Origin of the sequence: Pseudomonas sp. URMO17WK12:I6 (genome assembly GCF_003253625.1) — a bacterium.
GTDB lineage: Bacteria > Pseudomonadota > Gammaproteobacteria > Pseudomonadales > Pseudomonadaceae > Aquipseudomonas.
The window spans coordinates 95,182-113,957 of sequence record NZ_QKYZ01000007.1 but is presented as its reverse complement, the minus strand read 5'-3'; the positions used below and the strand labels follow the sequence as shown (position 1 = coordinate 113,957).

18 protein-coding genes are annotated in these 18,776 nt (G+C 60.0%); 12 read left to right on the top strand and 6 right to left on the bottom strand.

Features of this window, described 5'->3' with window-relative positions; genetic code table 11:
• Positions 1–8: 8 nt before the first annotated feature.
• Positions 9–725 carry an LrgB family protein gene (locus F475_RS14720; protein ID WP_018925746.1) on the bottom strand — a complete coding sequence of 239 codons (717 nt, stop codon included), beginning with the start codon at positions 723–725 and terminating at the stop codon, positions 9–11.
• Positions 722–1,084: a CidA/LrgA family protein gene (locus F475_RS14715; protein WP_064620620.1), complete on the bottom strand. Its 363-nt coding sequence runs from the start codon at positions 1,082–1,084 to the stop codon at positions 722–724. Before F475_RS14715 ends, F475_RS14720 begins: the two co-directional genes overlap by 4 nt.
• Positions 1,085–1,271: 187 nt before the next feature.
• On the opposite strand from F475_RS14715, the gene F475_RS14710 reads away from it, so the two are divergent.
• The 3 genes from F475_RS14710 (at position 1,272) to F475_RS14700 (ending at position 4,227) form a co-directional block, all read left to right on the top strand.
• Positions 1,272–1,727, top strand: a complete 456-nt coding sequence (locus F475_RS14710; RefSeq protein ID WP_007937463.1) for a MaoC family dehydratase — start codon at positions 1,272–1,274, stop codon at positions 1,725–1,727.
• 115 nt (positions 1,728–1,842) lie between these two features.
• On the top strand, positions 1,843–3,558 hold the full coding sequence (locus F475_RS14705; protein ID WP_018925743.1) for a C13 family peptidase: 1,716 nt from the start codon (positions 1,843–1,845) through the stop codon (positions 3,556–3,558).
• Positions 3,559–3,585: 27 nt separating this feature from the next.
• Positions 3,586–4,227 (top strand): oxidoreductase, encoded by a 642-nt coding sequence (locus F475_RS14700; RefSeq protein ID WP_018925742.1) that lies wholly within the window; start codon positions 3,586–3,588, stop codon positions 4,225–4,227.
• A gap of 37 nt (positions 4,228–4,264) precedes the next feature.
• On the opposite strand, the gene F475_RS14695 is transcribed toward F475_RS14700, so the two are convergent.
• The 4 genes from F475_RS14695 to F475_RS14680 form a co-directional block, all read right to left on the bottom strand.
• The gene (locus tag F475_RS14695; RefSeq protein WP_018925741.1) at positions 4,265–4,549 is read right to left on the bottom strand and encodes a YceK/YidQ family lipoprotein; all 285 of its coding nucleotides are present in this window, start codon (positions 4,547–4,549) and stop codon (positions 4,265–4,267) included.
• Positions 4,542–5,174 (bottom strand): flavin prenyltransferase UbiX, encoded by a 633-nt coding sequence (ubiX, locus tag F475_RS14690; RefSeq protein WP_018925740.1) that lies wholly within the window; start codon positions 5,172–5,174, stop codon positions 4,542–4,544. The genes F475_RS14695 and ubiX overlap by 8 nt, the downstream gene beginning before the upstream one ends.
• On the bottom strand, positions 5,171–6,520 hold the full coding sequence (gene mpl / locus F475_RS14685) for a UDP-N-acetylmuramate:L-alanyl-gamma-D-glutamyl-meso-diaminopimelate ligase (RefSeq protein ID WP_086945943.1): 1,350 nt from the start codon (positions 6,518–6,520) through the stop codon (positions 5,171–5,173). Before mpl ends, ubiX begins: the two co-directional genes overlap by 4 nt.
• A gap of 140 nt (positions 6,521–6,660) precedes the next feature.
• Positions 6,661–8,574 carry a sigma-54-dependent Fis family transcriptional regulator gene (locus F475_RS14680; RefSeq protein WP_018925738.1) on the bottom strand — a complete coding sequence of 638 codons (1,914 nt, stop codon included), beginning with the start codon at positions 8,572–8,574 and terminating at the stop codon, positions 6,661–6,663.
• 452 nt (positions 8,575–9,026) lie between these two features.
• On the opposite strand from F475_RS14680, the gene F475_RS14675 reads away from it, so the two are divergent.
• The 9 genes from F475_RS14675 (at position 9,027) to F475_RS14635 (ending at position 18,420) form a co-directional block, all read left to right on the top strand.
• Entirely contained in the window at positions 9,027–10,547 is a 1,521-nt protein-coding gene (locus F475_RS14675; protein ID WP_018925737.1) for an aldehyde dehydrogenase family protein, read from the top strand.
• Positions 10,548–10,767: 220 nt separating this feature from the next.
• Entirely contained in the window at positions 10,768–12,138 is a 1,371-nt protein-coding gene (gene eat, locus F475_RS14670; RefSeq protein ID WP_019581359.1) for an ethanolamine permease, read from the top strand.
• A 119-nt stretch (positions 12,139–12,257) separates the two neighbouring features.
• Positions 12,258–13,652, top strand: a complete 1,395-nt coding sequence (locus F475_RS14665; protein WP_111454202.1) for an ethanolamine ammonia-lyase subunit EutB — start codon at positions 12,258–12,260, stop codon at positions 13,650–13,652.
• Between the two features lie 8 nt (positions 13,653–13,660).
• Complete coding sequence (gene eutC, locus F475_RS14660; protein ID WP_177431108.1) at positions 13,661–14,485, top strand: ethanolamine ammonia-lyase subunit EutC; 825 nt, start codon at positions 13,661–13,663, stop codon at positions 14,483–14,485.
• Positions 14,486–14,598: 113 nt separating this feature from the next.
• Entirely contained in the window at positions 14,599–15,060 is a 462-nt protein-coding gene (locus F475_RS14655; protein WP_018925733.1) for an N-acetyltransferase, read from the top strand.
• Positions 15,061–15,328: 268 nt separating this feature from the next.
• Positions 15,329–15,985 (top strand): DedA family protein, encoded by a 657-nt coding sequence (locus F475_RS14650; RefSeq protein ID WP_019650877.1) that lies wholly within the window; start codon positions 15,329–15,331, stop codon positions 15,983–15,985.
• Between the two features lie 6 nt (positions 15,986–15,991).
• Positions 15,992–16,804, top strand: coding sequence for a zinc-dependent peptidase (locus F475_RS14645; protein ID WP_018925730.1), 813 nt, complete (start codon positions 15,992–15,994; stop codon positions 16,802–16,804).
• A gap of 113 nt (positions 16,805–16,917) precedes the next feature.
• Positions 16,918–17,445: an inorganic diphosphatase gene (gene ppa, locus F475_RS14640; protein WP_007933577.1), complete on the top strand. Its 528-nt coding sequence runs from the start codon at positions 16,918–16,920 to the stop codon at positions 17,443–17,445.
• Positions 17,446–17,673: 228 nt separating this feature from the next.
• A complete protein-coding gene (locus F475_RS14635; RefSeq protein WP_111454200.1) occupies positions 17,674–18,420 on the top strand; it encodes a S24 family peptidase in 747 nt (248 codons plus the stop codon).
• Positions 18,421–18,776: the final 356 nt, after the last annotated feature.

Genomic DNA, 18,776 nt, shown 5'->3' with positions numbered 1-18,776 from the left:
ACATTTCCTTACACCACCATCGACACCGCCAACGGCAGGAACACCGCCGTGGCCACGCCCATCAGACTCATCGCCAGCGCCGCGAAGGCGCCGCACTCCTCACTTTCCTGCATGGCCACCGCCGTGCCGACCGCATGGGCGGTCATGCCCAGAGCCATACCGCGGGCCTCCGGGCTGTGGACACCGAGACGAGTCAAAAGACTCGGCCCGAAGATCGCTCCGATCACCCCGGTGATCAACACGAACACCGCCGCCAGCGCCGCGACGCCACCAATCTGCTCCGCCACCAGCATGGCAATCGGCGAGGTCACCGACTTGGGGGCCATGGTCATCAGGATCATGTGTTCGGCGCCGAACCACCAACCCAGCAGCACCCCCATGCCCGTGGCGACCACGCCACCTATCACCAGCGTAGTAAATATCGGCCAGAACAACTGTCGAATCCGCCGCAGGTTGAGGTACAGCGGCACCGCCAGCGCAACGGTGGCCGGCCCGAGCAAGATACTGAGGATCTCGGTGCTCTTGCGGTACTCAACGTAACTCAGGCCGCAACTGACCAGCACGCCGATGACCAGCAGCATGGAGACCAGCACCGGTTGCAGAAAAATCCAGCGGGTTTTCTCGAACGCCGCCAGCACCAATTGATACGCGCCCAGCGTAATGCCGATGCCGAACAGCGGATGATGAATCACCGACGCCCAGGCGCCGTGCCAATCGAACATCATTGGCTGTCCTCGGAATGGGCGTGACGCTTGACCAGGCGCTGCATCAGCACCCCGGCGAAGGCCATCGACAGCACCAACGACAACACCAGCGCACCGGTGATCGCCCAGAAATCCGCGGCAATGTCAGTGGCGTAGACCATCACGCCCACGGCCGGCGGCACCAGCAGCAACGGCAAATAACGCAACAGGCTGCTGGCCGCAAGGTTCAGCGGTTCGCCGACTTGACCGCGGCTGATCAGATACCCCAGCAGCAACAGCAGGCCAATGATCGGCCCCGGCAGCACCGGCAAAAACAGATGATTGAGGGCTGTGCCGAGCAATTGAAACAGCACCAGCCAGGTCAGGCCACGTAACAACATCCATCCTCTCCCGCGCTCTCCCCCACCAAGAAGGGGCCCGACATTATAAGCACGCTATGAGTCGGCATTCGCCAAAAGCATGGTCAGTTGACCGGAGCAATTTGTCATGTTGATCTAAAGTGGTTCGCAGGGAGGTCAAGCCCCCACTCGAAAAACTATAAATCCGATGAACCCAAGGAGAGTCTCAATGCCCTATGTTCCAGTTGCAGAGCTCAAAGATTATGTCGGCAAGGAACTCGGACGTTCCCAATGGCTCACCATCGACCAGGAACGCATCAACCTGTTCGCAGAAGCCACAGGCGATTATCAGTTCATCCATGTCGACCCGGTCAAAGCCGCGCAAACGCCTTTTGGCAGCACCATCGCCCATGGTTTCCTGTCGTTGTCGCTGATCCCCAAACTGATGGAAGACATCCTCATCCTGCCCGAAGGCGCGAAGATGGTGGTCAACTATGGCCTGGACAGCGTGCGTTTCATCCAGCCTGTGAAGGTTAATTCCAGGGTTCGACTCAAGGTCGACATGAACGACGTCACCGAGAAGAAACCCGGCCAATGGCTGCTCAAGGCCACCGCTACGCTTGAAATCGAAGGATCGGACAAACCGGCCTATATCGCCGAGCCATTGTCCCTCTGCTTCGTCTGACACATGCCTGATTGCGAAGCAGCTCATGCTGTTTCGCGCTGTGTCTGTGCCGTGTCTCTATAAATGCGACACATAGCTGCGGCATACTCCGTCGCCTAATTGCCCGGATCCCGCTATGCGCTCACTTGCACTCCTTGCCCTGACCCTGATGCTCACCGCTTGCGGCGATGGCGAATCGCTGTTGCCCCCCGACGCCCGCCTGCCGGATGGCGGACGCTATCGTGGTGATCTGGTCAACGGCCTGCTGCAAGGCGAGGGTCGCATCGATTACCCGAACGGCAGCTGGTATGCCGGTCACTTCGACAAAGGCCAATGGCATGGCCAGGGCGAATGGCACGGCAGCAACGGCGAGGTCTATCGCGGGCAGTTCCAGCAGGGGCTGTTCGACGGCCAGGGCACGCTGACCACCACCGGCAGCAGCTACACCGGCGGTTTCAAGGCCGGTCGACGGGACGGTGAAGGCACCCTCAAAGAAAACGCCATGACCTATCGCGGCGAATTCAAGGCCGACCAATATTCAGGGCTCGGTCGTCTGGAACTCGAAGACGGCAGCCAGTACCAGGGTCAGTTCGCCCACGGCAAACCCAACGGCGAAGGCCAGCGCAGCGATGCCAGCGGCAATCAGTTCACCGGGCACTTCGTCGATGGCCAACTGGAAGGCAACGGTACTTTCAACAGCGCCGATGGCGATATCTACGTCGGTGGGTTCAAGAACAATCAATTGCATGGCAAGGGCCGCTACGAAAACGCCGATGGCGATGTCTGGATCGGTCAGTTCAAGGAAGGCGTGCTGAACGGCAAGGGCGAGTTGATCGGCGCCGATGGCAGTCATTACATCGGTCAGTTCAGCGACTGGCGTTTTACCGGTCAGGGCCGCTTGAACCTGGCCGATGGCAGTTTCTATATCGGCCAGTTCGACGGCGACAACTATCAGGGCAAAGGCACGTTGGTACTGACCGATGGCACAGTGCTGAGCGGCACCTGGATCAACAGCCAGCGCGTGCGCGACGCCGACGGCAAGCTGCTGCCCGACACCCTGGAACTCGGCTTGCTGGCCCAGGGCCGCTTGCTCGACGAAGCACTGGCCAACGTGCCGGCCTCGACTCCGGCGGTCGAACTGTACACCTTGACCCTGGGCGGTGACGGCAAGCAGAGCGTGTTCCTGCGCGAATCCGACTACGTCGCCAACATGCTCGCCAGCCGTTTCGGCGCTTTCGGCCAGATTCGCCTGGTCAACCATCGCGACCACCTCGGCGACCGGCCGATGGCCACCCGGGAAAACCTGCGCCGCGCCGCCCAGACCCTGGCCGAGCGCAGTGGTCCGGAGGACTTGCTGTTCATTTACCTGACCAGCCATGGCTCCAGTGAACACGAGCTGGTACTCGACCAGCCACGCATGGAGCTGGCCGACCTGCCGGCCGACGAACTCGCCGCCGTCCTCGCGCCCCTGAAGAAGCGCGACAAGATTATCGTGATTTCGTCCTGTTATTCCGGCGGCTTCATCCCTGCCCTCAAGGATGAACACACCCTGATCATGACCGCCTCGCGCGCCGACCGAGTGTCCTTCGGGTGTTCGGAAGAAGCCAACTTCACCTATTTCGGCGACGCACTGTTCGCCCAGGCGCTGAACCAGACCGACGATCTGGAGCAAGCCTTCAAACGGGCCAGCGCCACCGTGGCCGAGCGTGAGCTGGCCGACAGCTTCGAAGCCTCCGAACCACAGATCTGGGCACCGAAAGCCGTGCTCGCCCACTGGCAATTGTTACGCAAGCAGCAGGCACGAAAGGCATTGCAAAGTGTCTCTATCAGCAAGGATGAAAAGAGCAACTAAGCTGAACAGTATCAAGGGGGAATAACTATGTACTTGACGCCTCAGCATGTATTGCTTGCCGGAGCTACCGGGTTAACCGGTGAACATTTGCTTGACCGTCTGCTCAACGAGCCAACGATTGCACGCGTATTAGCCCCCTCACGCCGGCCACTGGCCGAACACCCTCACCTGGAAAACCCGGTCGGCGACCCGACGGAGTTTCTGCCGCAATTGAACGGTCGCGTCGACGTCGCCTACTGCTGCCTCGGCACCACGATCAAGCAAGCCGGCTCCGAGGAAGCGTTTCGCGCGGTGGACCTGGACATGGTCGTGGCCTTCGCCAAACGTGCCCGGGAAATGGGCGCACGGCACCTGATCGTGATCAGTGCCTTGGGGGCCGACCGCAGATCGCCGATTTTCTACAACCGGGTTAAAGGCGAGATGGAACACGCATTGCGCGCGCAGAATTGGCCGCAGCTGACCATCTGCCGGCCTTCGCTGTTGCTGGGCGATCGCGCCGAGCCGCGACTGGCCGAACGGGTTGCCGGTCCGTTGTCGAAATTGATTCCGGGCAAATACCACGGCATCGAAGCCTGCCAACTGGCCCGCGCCATGTGGCGCCTGGCGCTGGAAGAGCAGGATGGCGTACGGATTGTCGAGTCGGATGAATTGCGCAAGTTAGGCAAGTAATCCAGCAGCGCCCGCGAATAGAGCGCGAAGCGCTCTTCTATAATCCGCCGGTCGCCTGAAACCCAACACCTAAAACCGTCAACAACGACAACGGCAACAGCAATGTGTCGAGCAAAGCACTGGCCGGCAGATCAACACCGGGATAACTCGGCGCTTCTGCGCCAAATCTGTCCATGGCGCAGCACCCGCCGTTCATTGCATACAAATCCAGACGCGTCCCCGAATACACCACCGGTGCCCCGGGTTTGGCGGCATCGAGGGTGCGCGCCGTGGCGCAGCCCGCCAGTTGCACCGCCAGCAGAATGATCAGCAGCCTATTCATCACTGCTCAAATGGTGCTCGCCCCAACGCGGCAGCATGTCTTGCGGAATGTTCAGCAGATTGAGAATTCGCGCCACGACGAAGTCGATCAAGTCATCAATGGTTTGCGGCTGATGATAGAAGCCTGGCGATGCCGGCAAAATCGTCACGCCCATGTTCGACAGCTTGAGCATATTTTCCAGATGAATGCTCGAATACGGCGCCTCGCGCGGTACCAGAATCAGCTGGCGGCGCTCCTTCAACGTCACGTCGGCCGCCCGCTCGATCAAGTTGTTGCAGGCCCCGGTCGCGATCGCCGACAAGGTCCCGGTGGAACACGGCACCACCACCATCGCCGCTGGCGAGCCGGAGCCCGAAGCCACCGGCGACATCCAGTCTTCCTTGCCGTACACCCGAATCTGCCCGGTGGCGGCGCCGGTGTATTCAGTGAGGAAGGCTTGCATCATCTGCGGCTTGGACGGCAGCGAGACATCGGTCTCGGTGGCCATCACCAGTTGCGCGGCCTTGGAAATCAGGAAGTGCACCTCGCGGTCTTCACGCACCAGGCAGTCGAGCAGGCGCAAGCCGTACTGGGCGCCCGAAGCGCCGGTCATCGCCAGCGTGATGCGTTCCGGACCATTGTTCATTGCAGCGCCTCGGCCAGTTTGCCGTGCAGGCCACCGAAGCCGCCGTTGCTCATGATTACCACGTGAGTGCCGGGTTGGGCCTGGCTCTTCACGCGCTCGATGATGCCTTCCAGCGAATCGCTGACAATCGACGGCACGGTGCACAACGCCGCCGTGGCGCCCAGGTCCCAACCGAGGTTGGCCGGCGAATACCAGATCACCTGATCGGCATCGACCACGCTTTCCGGCAAGCCATCGCGGTGAGCACCGAGCTTCATGGAGTTGGAGCGCGGCTCGATGATCGCGATCAGCGGCGCATCGCCGATGCGCTTGCGCAAACCGTCGAGGGTGGTGGCGATGGCAGTCGGGTGGTGGGCGAAGTCGTCGTAAATGGTGATGCCACGGACTTCCGCAACTTTTTCCATCCGGCGCTTCACGCTTTTGAACGCGCTCAGTGCCGCGATGCCCATCGACGGCACGACGCCGACGTGACGCGCGGCGGCCAGGGTGGCCAAGGCGTTGGCGACGTTGTGCTGACCGGTCATGTCCCACTCGACCACGCCTTGAGCGACGCCTTCGAACATCACTTCGAACTTCGAGCCATCTTCACTGAGCAGTTTGACCTGCCATTGACCGCCGGCGCCGGTGGTTTGCACCGGAGTCCAGCAGCCCATCTCGATCACGCGCTGCAAGGCCGGCTCGGTGGTCGGATGGATCACCAGGCCTTCGCTCGGAATGGTCCGCACCAAATGGTGGAACTGTCGCTCGATGGCCGCCAGATCAGGGAAGATGTCCGCGTGATCGAACTCCAGATTGTTCAGGATCGCCGTGCGCGGGCGGTAGTGAACGAACTTGGAGCGCTTGTCGAAGAATGCGCTGTCGTATTCGTCGGCTTCAATCACGAAGAACGGCGTATCGCCCAGACGCGCCGACACCGAGAAATTCTGCGGCACTCCGCCGATCAGGAAACCCGGGCTCATGCCGGCGTGTTCCAGGACCCAGGCGAGCATGCTGCTGGTAGTGGTTTTGCCATGCGTGCCGGCAACCGCCAGCACCCAGCGGCCTTGCAGCACGTGATCGGCCAGCCATTGCGGGCCGGAGACGTACGGCAGGCCTTTGTTCAACACGTACTCGACCGCCGGGTTGCCGCGGGACATGGCATTGCCGATCACCACCAGGTCCGGGGCCGGATCGAGCTGCGCCGGGTCGTAACCTTGCGTCAACTCAATGCCCTGGGCTTGCAGCTGAGTGCTCATCGGCGGATAGACGTTGGCATCGGAGCCGGTCACATGATGGCCTAGCTCTTTGGCCAGAACCGCCATCGAACCCATGAAAGTGCCGCAAATACCAAGAATATGAATGTGCATAGTCGACCTCGTAAAACATGGCCGCAGGTTAGCGTAGGGAGGGGAAAATCGCACTCTTTAGCTGAACGTGACACAACCGCTTGGCTGATCGAGCGCATTTTTTTGTGGCGAGGGAGCAAGCCCCCTCGCCACAAAAACGGCTATCGTGCGATGCCGTGTTTGCGCAGCTTCCGGTAGAGGGTATTGCGGCTCACACCCAACTGTTCGGCGGTGTGGGTCATGTGCCAGCGCTGCTGTTCCAGTGCGTTGAGCAACGCCAACCGCTCGGCATCGTCCAACGGATACTCGGACGGCGCTTCAATCGTCGCCACCGTCACCGGCCGGACCTGACGAATCATCGCCGGCAAATCTTCCAGCCCGATCCGACCGCCGTCACACAACGCCGCCAGGGTCCGCAGCACATTGCGCAACTGCCGCACGTTCCCCGGCCAGGCAAAATCCAGCAAGGCCTGCCGCGCCGCTGCATCAATCAATACCGTCTCCCCGCCCGCCTCTTCGGCCAACAGAAAGTCGAGCAGCTGTGATTTATCCGTGCGCTCGCGCAACGCTGGCAATGCGACTTCCAGCCCATTGAGCCGGTAATACAAATCCTCGCGGAAACTGCCGTCCTGCACCCTTTCGAGCAGGTTACGGTGAGTGGCGCTGATGATCCGCACATTGACCGATTCCGGCTCGCCGCCAATCGGCACCACCTGACGGTCTTCCAGCACCCTTAATAGCCGGGTCTGCATGCTCAGCGGCATATCACCGATTTCATCCAGGAATAAAGTTCCGCCATCGGCCTGCTGCAACTTGCCACGCATGCCCTCCTTGCGGGCACCGGTGAAGCTGCCGCCGCGATAGCCGAACAACTCGCTTTCGATCAGGCTTTCGGGGATCGCCGCGCAATTGAGGGCGACGAACGATTTTTCCGCCCGTTGACTGGCCTGATGCACGGCCTTGGCGAAAGCCTCCTTGCCTGAGCCGGTTTCGCCGTTGATCAGCAACGGCACGTCCCGTTCGAACACCCGCAAGGCCTTGCGGAAGTCTTCCTGCAACGCGGCATCGCCCAGGCAAATACCCGACAGCCGTGGACGCTCGGCCACTGCCGGGCTTTGCACCACCGGTGCAGGAATGCTGCGCGGCTGCCCACGCAATACAGCAAACAGCCGCCGCCCGTCGCGGGTGCGCAACGGCCAACTGGCGCTGGCATTGGCGCTCGCGCGGCCGAGCAACTCATTCAGCGAGCAGTCGAAAAACGCCTCCACCGGCTGGCCCAACAGGCCGCCACGAATATGCCCCAGCAAATTCAGCGCGCTCTGGTTGACCGCACAGATCCGCCCTTCCCCGTCGAACGCCAGCAGCCCTTCGCTGAACAGTCCGACGGATTCGGCCTGCAAGTGAAAACGCAGCAGCCATTGATTGTCGAAGTAACGCAGGAAATAACAGCTCTCGATCATCTTCGCCGACAGATTGACCAGGGCCATGGTGTGAAACTGGCTCTGCCGCGAAACCTCATGACGCGCCGAAGACACGTCAAGCACCGCCAACAGTTCACCATGAGGGTCGAACACCGGGCTTGCCGAGCAGGTCAGGCCGGTGTGGCGGCCACGAAAGTGTTCGTCCTGGTGAATGGTCAGGGACTGGCGCTCCACCAGGCAGGTGCCGATGCCGTTGGTACCTTCGCAGGCTTCGCTCCAGTCGGCGCCAAGCCAAAGGCCTGCGCGTTCGAAAATCTTCCGTTCGGCGGGCGCGGTGACGCAGTTGAGGATCACCCCGCGAGCGTCGGTCAGCAACACTGCGTGGCCGGCGCCGGAGAGTTGCTGGTGGAGGCTGGTCATTTCGTTGCCGGCGATCTGCAGCACTTGCTGCAAACGTTCGCGGCTTTCCAGGAGACGGCCATGCTCCAGCACCGTCGGCGCCATGGTCAGGGCCGGGTCGAGGTGATAGTCCTCAAGGCAACGCAGCCAGGAGCGGGCAATAGACGGATCGCTGCCGGGACCGTGCAGGTGGGACTTACCCTGGGTCACGGTCAACACTTGCTGGGCATGGCGACTCAAATGGTTGTCGTGCATTTCTTATTATTCTCCCAGAGGGCTGTGCTGAACCCTCTTTAAGGGGCTGGCACATACCTTGTGGCGAGGGAGCTTGCTCCCGCTCGAGTGCGAAGCGCTCGCCAAAAATCATGACCGGCAGACATTTCTGGACTGCTTCGCAGCCAAGCGGGAGCAAGCTCCCTCGCCACAGAGGATTACCTGTGGGCCATTTGAGGCCCAGCATCCTCCAGCCATCGACGCATTGCAATGCTGACAAGACCCATCGGTCACAGGCTGTGCCACAAGCGGTACAAAGTGTCACACGGGTTGTACCGCAAGCGTCACAAGCACCGCCCAGCCGTCCGACAAAAAATACACAAGCCCTTGATTTAACTGACTTGCGAGGCGGTGGCCCAACCTTTGCTCTACGCTTGTTACCGCGCTCTGGCGCGTCCTCCCTTATAAGCACAAAAGCCAAGGAGAAACCCATCATGCGTTACGCTCACCCCGGTACTGAAGGCGCTATCGTTTCGTTCAAGAGCAAATACGGTAACTACATCGGCGGCGAGTTCGTCGCGCCTGTCAAAGGTCAGTACTTCACCAATACTTCGCCGGTCAACGGCCAACCGATTGCCGAATTCCCGCGCTCCACTGCCGAAGACATCGAAAAAGCCCTGGACGCCGCCCATGCCGCCGCCGATGCCTGGGGCGCCACGTCCGCCCAGGCACGCTCGCTGGTGCTGCTGAAAATCGCCGATCGCATCGAACAGAACCTGGAACTGCTGGCGATCACCGAATCCTGGGACAACGGCAAGGCCGTGCGTGAAACCCTCAACGCCGACATCCCGCTGGCCGCCGACCATTTCCGCTATTTCGCCGGTTGCATCCGCGCCCAGGAAGGCAGCGCCGCCGAGATCGACGGCAATACCGTGGCCTATCACATCCATGAACCGCTGGGCGTGGTCGGGCAGATCATCCCGTGGAACTTCCCGATTCTGATGGCCGCCTGGAAACTCGCTCCGGCCCTGGCCGCCGGTAACTGCATTGTCCTCAAACCTGCCGAGCAAACCCCGCTGGGCATTACTGTGCTGATGGAGCTGATCGGCGACCTGCTGCCACCTGGCGTGCTCAACGTGGTGCAAGGCTTCGGCAAAGAAGCCGGTGAAGCCCTGGCCACCAGCAAACGCATCGCCAAGATCGCCTTCACCGGTTCGACTCCAGTCGGCTCGCACATCATGAAATGCGCAGCCGAAAATATCATTCCGTCCACCGTGGAGTTGGGTGGCAAATCGCCGAACATCTTCTTCGAAGACGTCATGCAGGCCGAACCGTCCTTCATCGAGAAAGCCGCCGAAGGTCTGGTGCTGGCATTCTTCAACCAGGGCGAAGTTTGCACCTGCCCGTCCCGCGCCCTGGTACAGGAGTCGATCTACGACGAGTTCATGGAAGTTGTCATGAAAAAAGTCCTGCAGATCAAGCGTGGCGACCCGCTGGACACCGACACCATGGTCGGCGCCCAGGCGTCCGAGCAGCAATTCGACAAAATCCTTTCGTACCTGGACATCGCCAAGGGCGAAGGCGCCGAGCTGCTGACCGGTGGCAAGGTGGAAAAACTCGAGGGCAGCCTGGCGACCGGGTATTACATCCAGCCGACCCTGCTCAAGGGCACCAACAAAATGCGCGTGTTCCAGGAAGAAATCTTCGGCCCGGTGGTGAGCATCACCACCTTCAAGGACGAAGCCGAGGCCCTGGCCATCGCCAACGACACCGAGTTCGGCCTGGGTGCCGGCCTCTGGACCCGCGACATCAACCGCGCCTACCGCGTGGGCCGCGCCATCAAGGCCGGTCGCGTGTGGACCAACTGCTACCACCTGTACCCGGCACACGCCGCGTTCGGTGGTTACAAGAAGTCCGGCGTCGGCCGTGAAACCCACAAAATGATGCTCGATCACTATCAGCAGACCAAAAACCTGCTGGTGAGCTACGACATCAACCCGTTGGGCTTCTTCTAAAAACCGGGGGGCGATACAGGTATTTCTGTATCGCCCTTCAGAAGGCCATCGCGGGCAAGCCCGCGATGGTGCCCTTAAACGCCTCTTTCATCGCTCTGCCGGTCTGGCATTGGCTTTGCATGCCCGCTCTACACACTGAATGCCATACCCGAAAGTCCAACAAATCAAACAATAAAAAAGACAGAGAGGACTTATGACTTCTACTACGCAGAGAGGACCTATGACTTCTACTACACAGCTCAAACCCACACTCGGCACCCTGCATCTATGGGGCATTGCCGTCGGCCTGGTGATTTCCGGCGAGTATTTCGGCTGGAGTTATGGCTGGGGCACCGCAGGTACCCTGGGTTTTCTCGTCACCGCATTGATGGTGGCGACGATGTACACCTGCTTCATTTTCAGTTTCACCGAATTGACCACCGCCATTCCCCACGCTGGCGGGCCGTTTGCCTACAGCCGCCGAGCCTTCGGCGAGCGAGGCGGACTGATCGCCGGCATCGCCACCCTGATCGAATTCGTCTTTGCGCCACCGGCAATTGCCATGGCCATCGGCGCCTACCTCAATGTGCAATACCCGGAACTGGACCCGAAGATCGCCGCTGTTGGCGCCTATTTCGTGTTCATGACCCTGAATATCCTCGGCGTGAGCATCGCGGCCACCTTCGAACTGGTGGTCACTGTGCTTGCCGTCGCCGAATTGCTGGTGTTCATGGGTGTGGTCGCACCGGGCTTCAGCTTCAGTAACTTCGTGCTCAACGGCTGGTCGGGCGCCAACGAATTCAGCATGGCCTCGATTCCCGGCATCTTTGCGGCCATCCCGTTCGCGATCTGGTTTTTCCTCGCCATTGAAGGCGCAGCCATGGCCGCCGAAGAGGCCAAGGACCCGAAACGCACGATTCCCAAGGCTTACGTCAGCGGCATTCTGACCCTGGTGTTCCTCGCCATCGGCGTGATGGTCATGGCCGGCGGTGTCGGCGACTGGCGCCAACTGTCGAACATCAACGACCCACTGCCTCAGGCGATGAAAGCCGTGGTCGGCAACAACTCGAGCTGGATGCACATGTTGGTGTGGATCGGTCTGTTTGGCCTGGTGGCGAGCTTCCACGGGATCATTCTGGGTTATTCGCGGCAGTTCTTCGCCCTGGCTCGCGCCGGTTACCTGCCGGCCTCCCTGGCCAAACTGTCGCGCTTCCAGACCCCGCACCGGGCGATCCTGGCGGGCGGCGTGATCGGTATCGCGGCGATCTACAGCGATGGCCTGGTCAACCTGCAAGGCATGACGCTGACGGCTGCAATGATCACCATGTCGGTATTCGGCGCCATCGTGATGTACATCATCAGTATGCTGAGCCTGTTCAAACTGCGTAAAACCGAACCCAACCTGGAGCGCACCTTCCGCGCGCCGGGCTACCCGATCGTACCGGGGATCGCGCTGTTTCTGGCGGTGGTGTGCCTGGTGGCGATGGCCTGGTTCAACGCGCTGATCGGCTGTGTGTTCCTCGGTTTCATGGTGGCCGGTTACCTGTATTTCCAACTGACCGCCAAGCAACGCGCCGATGCGCCGGCAGATGCGATGCTCGAAGGCGTCTGAAATGCACCGGCGCCGGGCTGATTCCCGGCGCCAGCCCTATTGAAGTGCACCAGAACCCGCTCCCACAGGGGTTTAGTGGTGCATTTGAGATATTTATTGAATCAGGAGGACACCGTCCCATGGCCGTATTTGCCCATACCGTCGGCGCCCAAACCTACCGCTTCGACAGCCTCAAGGAGGTCATGGCCAAAGCCAGCCCGGCGCGCTCCGGGGACTTTCTGGCCGGCGTTGCCGCCCTCAACGATGGCGAGCGGGTGGCCGCGCAGATGGCCCTGGCCGACACCCCGCTGGCCCACTTCCTGGAGGAAGTGCTGATTCCTTACGAGGCCGATGAGGTCACCCGACTGATCATCGACACTCACGACAAACAGGCTTTTAAAGCGGTCAGCCACCTCACCGTCGGCGGTTTCCGCGACTGGCTGCTCAGCGAAGCCGCCGATGAACAAAGCCTGCGCGCCCTCGCCCCCGGCCTGACCCCGGAAATGGTCGCCGCCGTGTCGAAGATCATGCGCGTGCAGGATCTGGTGCTGGTGGCGCAGAAAATCCGCGTGGTCACCAAGTTCCGCGGCACCCTGGGCCTACGTGGCCGGCTCTCGACGCGCCTGCAACCCAATCATCCCACCGACGAACCGGCCGGCATCGCCGCCAGCATTCTCGACGGCCTGCTGTACGGCAACGGCGACGCGATGATCGGCATCAACCCGGCCACCGACAGCATCGCTTCGATCTGCGCCATTCTGGAAATGCTCGACGCGATCATCCAGCGCTACGACATTCCGACACAGGCCTGCGTGCTGACCCACGTCACCACCTCCATCGAGGCGGTCAATCGCGGGGTTCCGCTGGACCTGGTGTTCCAGTCAATTGCCGGCACCGAAGCGGCCAACGCCAGTTTCGGCATCAACCTCAACGTTTTACAGGAAGGCTACGACGCGGGCTTGAGCCTGAATCGCGGCACATTGGGCCAAAACCTGATGTATTTCGAGACCGGCCAAGGCAGTGCCTTGTCGGCCAACGCCCACTACGGCATCGATCAACAGACCTGTGAAACCCGCGCGTACGCTGTGGCACGGCATTTCAAACCGTTTCTGGTGAACACCGTCGTAGGCTTCATCGGCCCGGAATACCTCTATAACGGTAAACAGATCATCCGCGCCGGCCTCGAAGACCACTTCTGCGGCAAGCTGCTGGGCGTCCCCATGGGCTGCGATATCTGTTACACCAACCATGCCGAAGCCGACCAGGACGACATGGACACTCTGCTGACCTTACTGGGCGTAGCCGGGATTAACTTCATCATGGGCATCCCCGGCTCCGACGACATCATGCTCAATTACCAGACCACCTCGTTCCACGACGCCCTCTACGCCCGGCAAACCCTGGGCCTGAAACCGGCGCCGGAGTTTGAACAGTGGCTGGCGAACATGGGCATCTTCACCCAGGCGGACGGCAAAATTCACTTCGGCAACAGCCTGCCACCGGCGTTCCGCCAGGCATTGGCGCAACTGGGATGAGTGTTTATATGGATAAGCCCCCCGTCGATCCGCAAAATCCGTTGCTGGAACTGCGTCGCCTGACCCCGGCGCGCATTGCACTGGGTCGCACCGGCACCAGTATGCCGACCAGCGCGCAACTGGACTTCCAGTACGCCCATGCCCAGGCCCGGGATGCGGTGCACCTGCCTTTCGATCACTCGGCGCTCAGTTCGCAACTGACCGAGCGTGGGCGTGAGAGTTTGCTGCTGCACAGTGCCGCCACGGATCGGAACAGCTATTTGCAGCGCCCCGATTTGGGGCGCAAGTTGAGTGATGAGTCAGCGCAGACTCTGCGTGATTACGCGCAAGCCCATCCAGGCGGGGTGGATCTGGCTGTTGTGGTGGCCGATGGTCTCTCGGCACTGGCCGTTCATCGCCACACCTTGCCGTTTCTGGCACGCATGGAAGAACAGACAGCTATCGAAGGCTGGTCCCTGTCGCCGGTGATTCTGGTGGAACAAGGTCGGGTTGCGGTGGCTGACGAGATTGGCGAGCTGCTGGGCGCAAAAATGGTGGTCATTCTGATCGGCGAACGCCCTGGATTAAGCTCTCCAGACAGCCTGGGGCTGTATTTCACCTATAATCCCAAGGTCGGACTGACGGATGCCTACCGCAACTGCATCTCGAATGTCCGGCTCGAAGGCTTGAGTTACGGCATGGCGGCACACCGTTTGCTGTATTTGATGCGCGAAGCCTGTCGGCGGCAGTTATCGGGGGTCAGTCTGAAGGACGAAGCCCAGGTTCAGACGCTGGAGTCGGACACAGGAGCAGGTTTGAAAGGTAATTTCCTACTCAGTCCGTCGGATGCCTGAACCGTTTCCGCATTGCGTTTCTATTCCGGTTTAAGGCAGGATCGATGCACGGCCGCCAAGGGTTTCCTATCGCCGTCACCATGTAAGACAGCCACTTGAAGACGAGACCTACCATGCGGATTATTCAAGCGACCCTCGAACACCTGGACCTGCTGACCCCGTTGTTCGTCAAATATCGCGAGTTTTACGGTTCCCTGCCGTATCCGGACTCGTCCCGAGCGTTCCTCGAAAAGCGCCTGCGGCGCAAAGAGTCGGTGATCTACCTGGCCCTGGCCGATGACGACAACAACAAACTGCTGGGTTTCTGTCAGTTGTACCCGAGCTTCTCGTCTCTTTCGCTCAAACGCGTGTGGATCCTCAACGACATCTACGTCGCCGAAGACGCCCGCCGCCAGTTAGTGGCAGACAACCTGATCCGCACCGCGAAGAAAATGGCCAAGGAAACCAATGCCGTGCGCATGCGCGTTTCCACCAGCAGCAACAACGAAGTCGCGCAGAAAACCTACGAATCCATCGGGTTCAGGGAAGACACCGAGTTCAAGAATTACGTATTGCCGATCAGTGACGAACTTTAAGCTCACCAAGAAGATCGCAGCCTTCGGCAGCGCCTGCATCGACCGAGGCAACCTCGAAGCTGTAGGTGCTACCGAAGGCTGCGACCTTTTCCGACAAACCCTGAAACACATCGACATTCCTCGCTACAAACTCGACGCGTTTTTCACTTTTCACCCCGTATAATGCCCACACCTCACGGCTCGTAAGAAAAATCACACCCCGCTGTAGTCTTACGCGAAGCTATCCGCACAGGCCTGCTGAGTCGGGCCATCACCACAGGTGCTTTCCATGGATTTCAACCCGATCGACGTTATTCTGCATCTCGATGTTTACCTCGAGATGCTGGTGAACAACTACGGAGCATGGATCTACGCCATCCTGTTCATGGTGATCTTCTGCGAAACCGGACTGGTGGTGATGCCGTTCCTGCCGGGCGATTCCCTGTTGTTCATCGCAGGCGCCGTGGCGGCCGGTGGCGGCATGGATCCGGTGCTGCTGGGCGGCCTGCTGATGCTGGCGGCGATCCTCGGCGACAGCACCAACTACGTGATCGGCCGCACCGTCGGCGAACGGCTGTTCAGTAACCCGAACTCGAAAATCTTCCGCCGCGATTACCTGCAACAAACCCACGATTTCTACGACAAACATGGCGGCAAAACCGTGACCCTGGCGCGTTTCATGCCAATCATCCGTACCTTTGCCCCGTTCGTCGCCGGCGTTGGCAAAATGCCTTACCCGCGTTTCTTTGCCTTCAGCGTTTTCGGCACCATCCTCTGGGTGGGCGGCCTGGTAACCCTCGGTTACTTCTTCGGCAACGTACCGTTCATCAAGAAAAACCTGTCGCTGCTGGTGGTGGGTATCATCCTGGTGTCGCTGCTACCGATGATCATTGGCGTGATCCGCAGCCGTCTCGCGAATGCTGCATCCAAAGCCGAACCCCGCTGACTGACGATGTGGTCCCTTAGCGCCTGGCGACGCCGGCGCACCCTGGCCAGGCATCCGATTGCCGACGACATGTGGCAACGGGTGCGCCATCACCTGAGCTTCCTCGATGGCATCAGCGCGGCCGAAGACCAGTGGCTGCGCGAAGCCAGCGTGCTGTTCCTGCAAGACAAACACCTGACCGCCCTGCCCGGCGTCGAACTCCACCAGGAGCAGCGCCTGCTGCTCGCCGCCCAGGCCCAATTACCGCTCATGCATTTGGGTGATCTGAACTGGTATCAGGGCTTTCACGAAGTCATCCTCTACCCCGACGACTTCCTCAGCCCCCAGCGCCATCGCGATGCCAGCGGCGTCGAACACGAATGGGATGGTGAACACAGCGGCGAAGCCTGGCAGCAAGGCCCGATCATCCTCGCCTGGCCCGGCGTGATGGCCAGCGGTGGCTGGGAAGGCTACAACCTGGTGATCCACGAACTCGCACACAAGCTCGACATGCTCAACGGCAACGCCAATGGCCTGCCACCGCTGCACGCCGACATGCGCGTCAGCGACTGGGCCAAGGTCATGCAGGAAGCCTATGACGACCTCGACCGGCAACTGGAGCGCAACCCGGACGCTGAAACAGCCATCGACCCGTACGCCGCGGAAAACCCCGCCGAGTTCTTCGCGGTCACCAGCGAATATTTCTTCAGCGCCCCGGATCTGCTGCACGAGGCTTATCCACAGGTCTACGAGCAGTTGAGGCTGTTTTACCGACAGGATCCCTTGGCAAGGCTTAGGCAACTTCAGGCCAATGATCCGGTCTATCAGGCTCACGACTAAGGTCTACACGACCTCTGGCACATAGCAACGGTGGCGGAATATGCCTATAATCGCCGCCACTTTTTGGTCAATCCGGCCAAGTATTTTTGGTCAACTAACGGGGGCACCGCCCAATGAGCTACAGCAAGATTCCGGCTGGCAAAGACCTGCCGAACGACATCTACGTCGCGATCGAGATCCCGGCCAACCACGCGCCGATCAAATACGAAATCGACAAAGACAGCGACTGCCTGTTCGTTGACCGTTTCATGGCCACCCCAATGTTCTACCCGGCCAACTACGGTTACATCCCGAACACCCTGGCTGACGACGGTGATCCCCTCGACGTGCTGGTCGTGACTCCTTACCCGGTTGCTCCAGGTTCGGTGATCCGCGCGCGTCCAGTCGGCATCCTGAACATGACCGACGACGGCGGCGGCGATGCTAAAGTCATCGCAGTCCCACACGACAAGCTGTCCCAGCTGTACGTGGACGTGAAGGAATACACCGACCTGCCAGCCCTGCTGATCCAACAGATCGAGCACTTCTTCGCGAACTACAAAGACCTCGAAAAAGGCAAATGGGTGAAAATCGAAGGCTGGGACGGCGCAGACGCTGCCCGCGCCGCGATCACCAAGTCGGTTGCCGCCTACAAAGGCTGAGAAGCAACGGTTAGTTTCTAGCCTCACGCTTCAAGGAAAACCCCGGTTGATCCGGGGTTTTTTGTGCCTGCCTGGAACGCTTTTAACAATGAGTTTTGAGCATTTCGGCCTGGGTGTTTGCCTGTTTATTTTTTACGAAAAGCGTCTTACATCCGGTCTTAAATTTCCCTCGAAATTTGAACGGGTCGTTTATTCAAACCCCCATCCTGCGCCCGTAGACTCGTGTTTATGAAAAAGAACACTAGCGGCCCACGGTTCAGAGCGCTCCTCGAAGCAGCCAACATTACAACGACAGGATTTGCCGCTTTCTTCGACACGGAAGCGCAAAACATCCATAACTGGTACACCCGTGGTGTGCCCGCTTATCGCATGGAAGAAGTCTCCCGACTTCTGTCTGTAAACAGTGACTGGCTGAAAACCGGCGAAGGCCCGAAAGAGTCCTCACGCCTGCGTGTGCTCGACGAGTCCGGCAACACCTTCGACGCCCAAGCCATCCGGGGCATCTACACGGTGATCGAACCCATCGACGTCGAACTGCCCTTCTTCAAAGAGACCGCCACCGCCCCAGGCTCCAACAAAACCCACGTCGTCGAGGACAAAGGTCAGTCCATCCGCCTGCCCCACAGCCACCTCGACTCCCTGGAAATCAAACATGCCAATGCCATCTGCACCCATATGATCGGCAACAGCATGGCCGAAAAGATTGAAGACGGTTCTACCCTCGCCATTGATCGCGGGCTTACGCAGATTATCGATGGCGAAATCTATGCGATCGAGCATGACGGCATGTTGCGGATCAAATACCTGCACCGGATGCCGGGGAATGCATTGCGGCTGCGCAGCCACAACAGGGCTGAGTATCCGGATGAGATCTTCAGTGCCGAGCAGATCGACAAGCAGAACATCAGGGTATTGGGGTGGGTGTTCTGGTGGTCGACACTCAACAAACGCAGACCGTCCGTACCGTTCCTGTAAATACGAAGCCCTGTAGCCTCAGCGCAATCGCTCTACCCCGCACGCCAAGCTGGGAATTCCTCAAAAAAATCAGTATGCTGCGCCCCACATTTGCGCATCGACCCTTTCCAAGGCTCAGATCGCACCGACAAGGCAGATCACTTTCTCGCCAAGTCCCACAGCCGGACGCAAGATCCGGGTGTACGTTTTGAAGGCTGGCGCGGTTTACCAAAAATAAACCAAGCCAGTCCCCGAGAAGCCGGCCACAAGCCGGCTTTTTAATGCCCGGAATAATCCTGCGCCCTCCCCCGAACCAACCTCAGCCCCCTCATCAAGCACCGCACTCCTTGTAGCAGCTGGCGAAGCCTGCGTCCGGC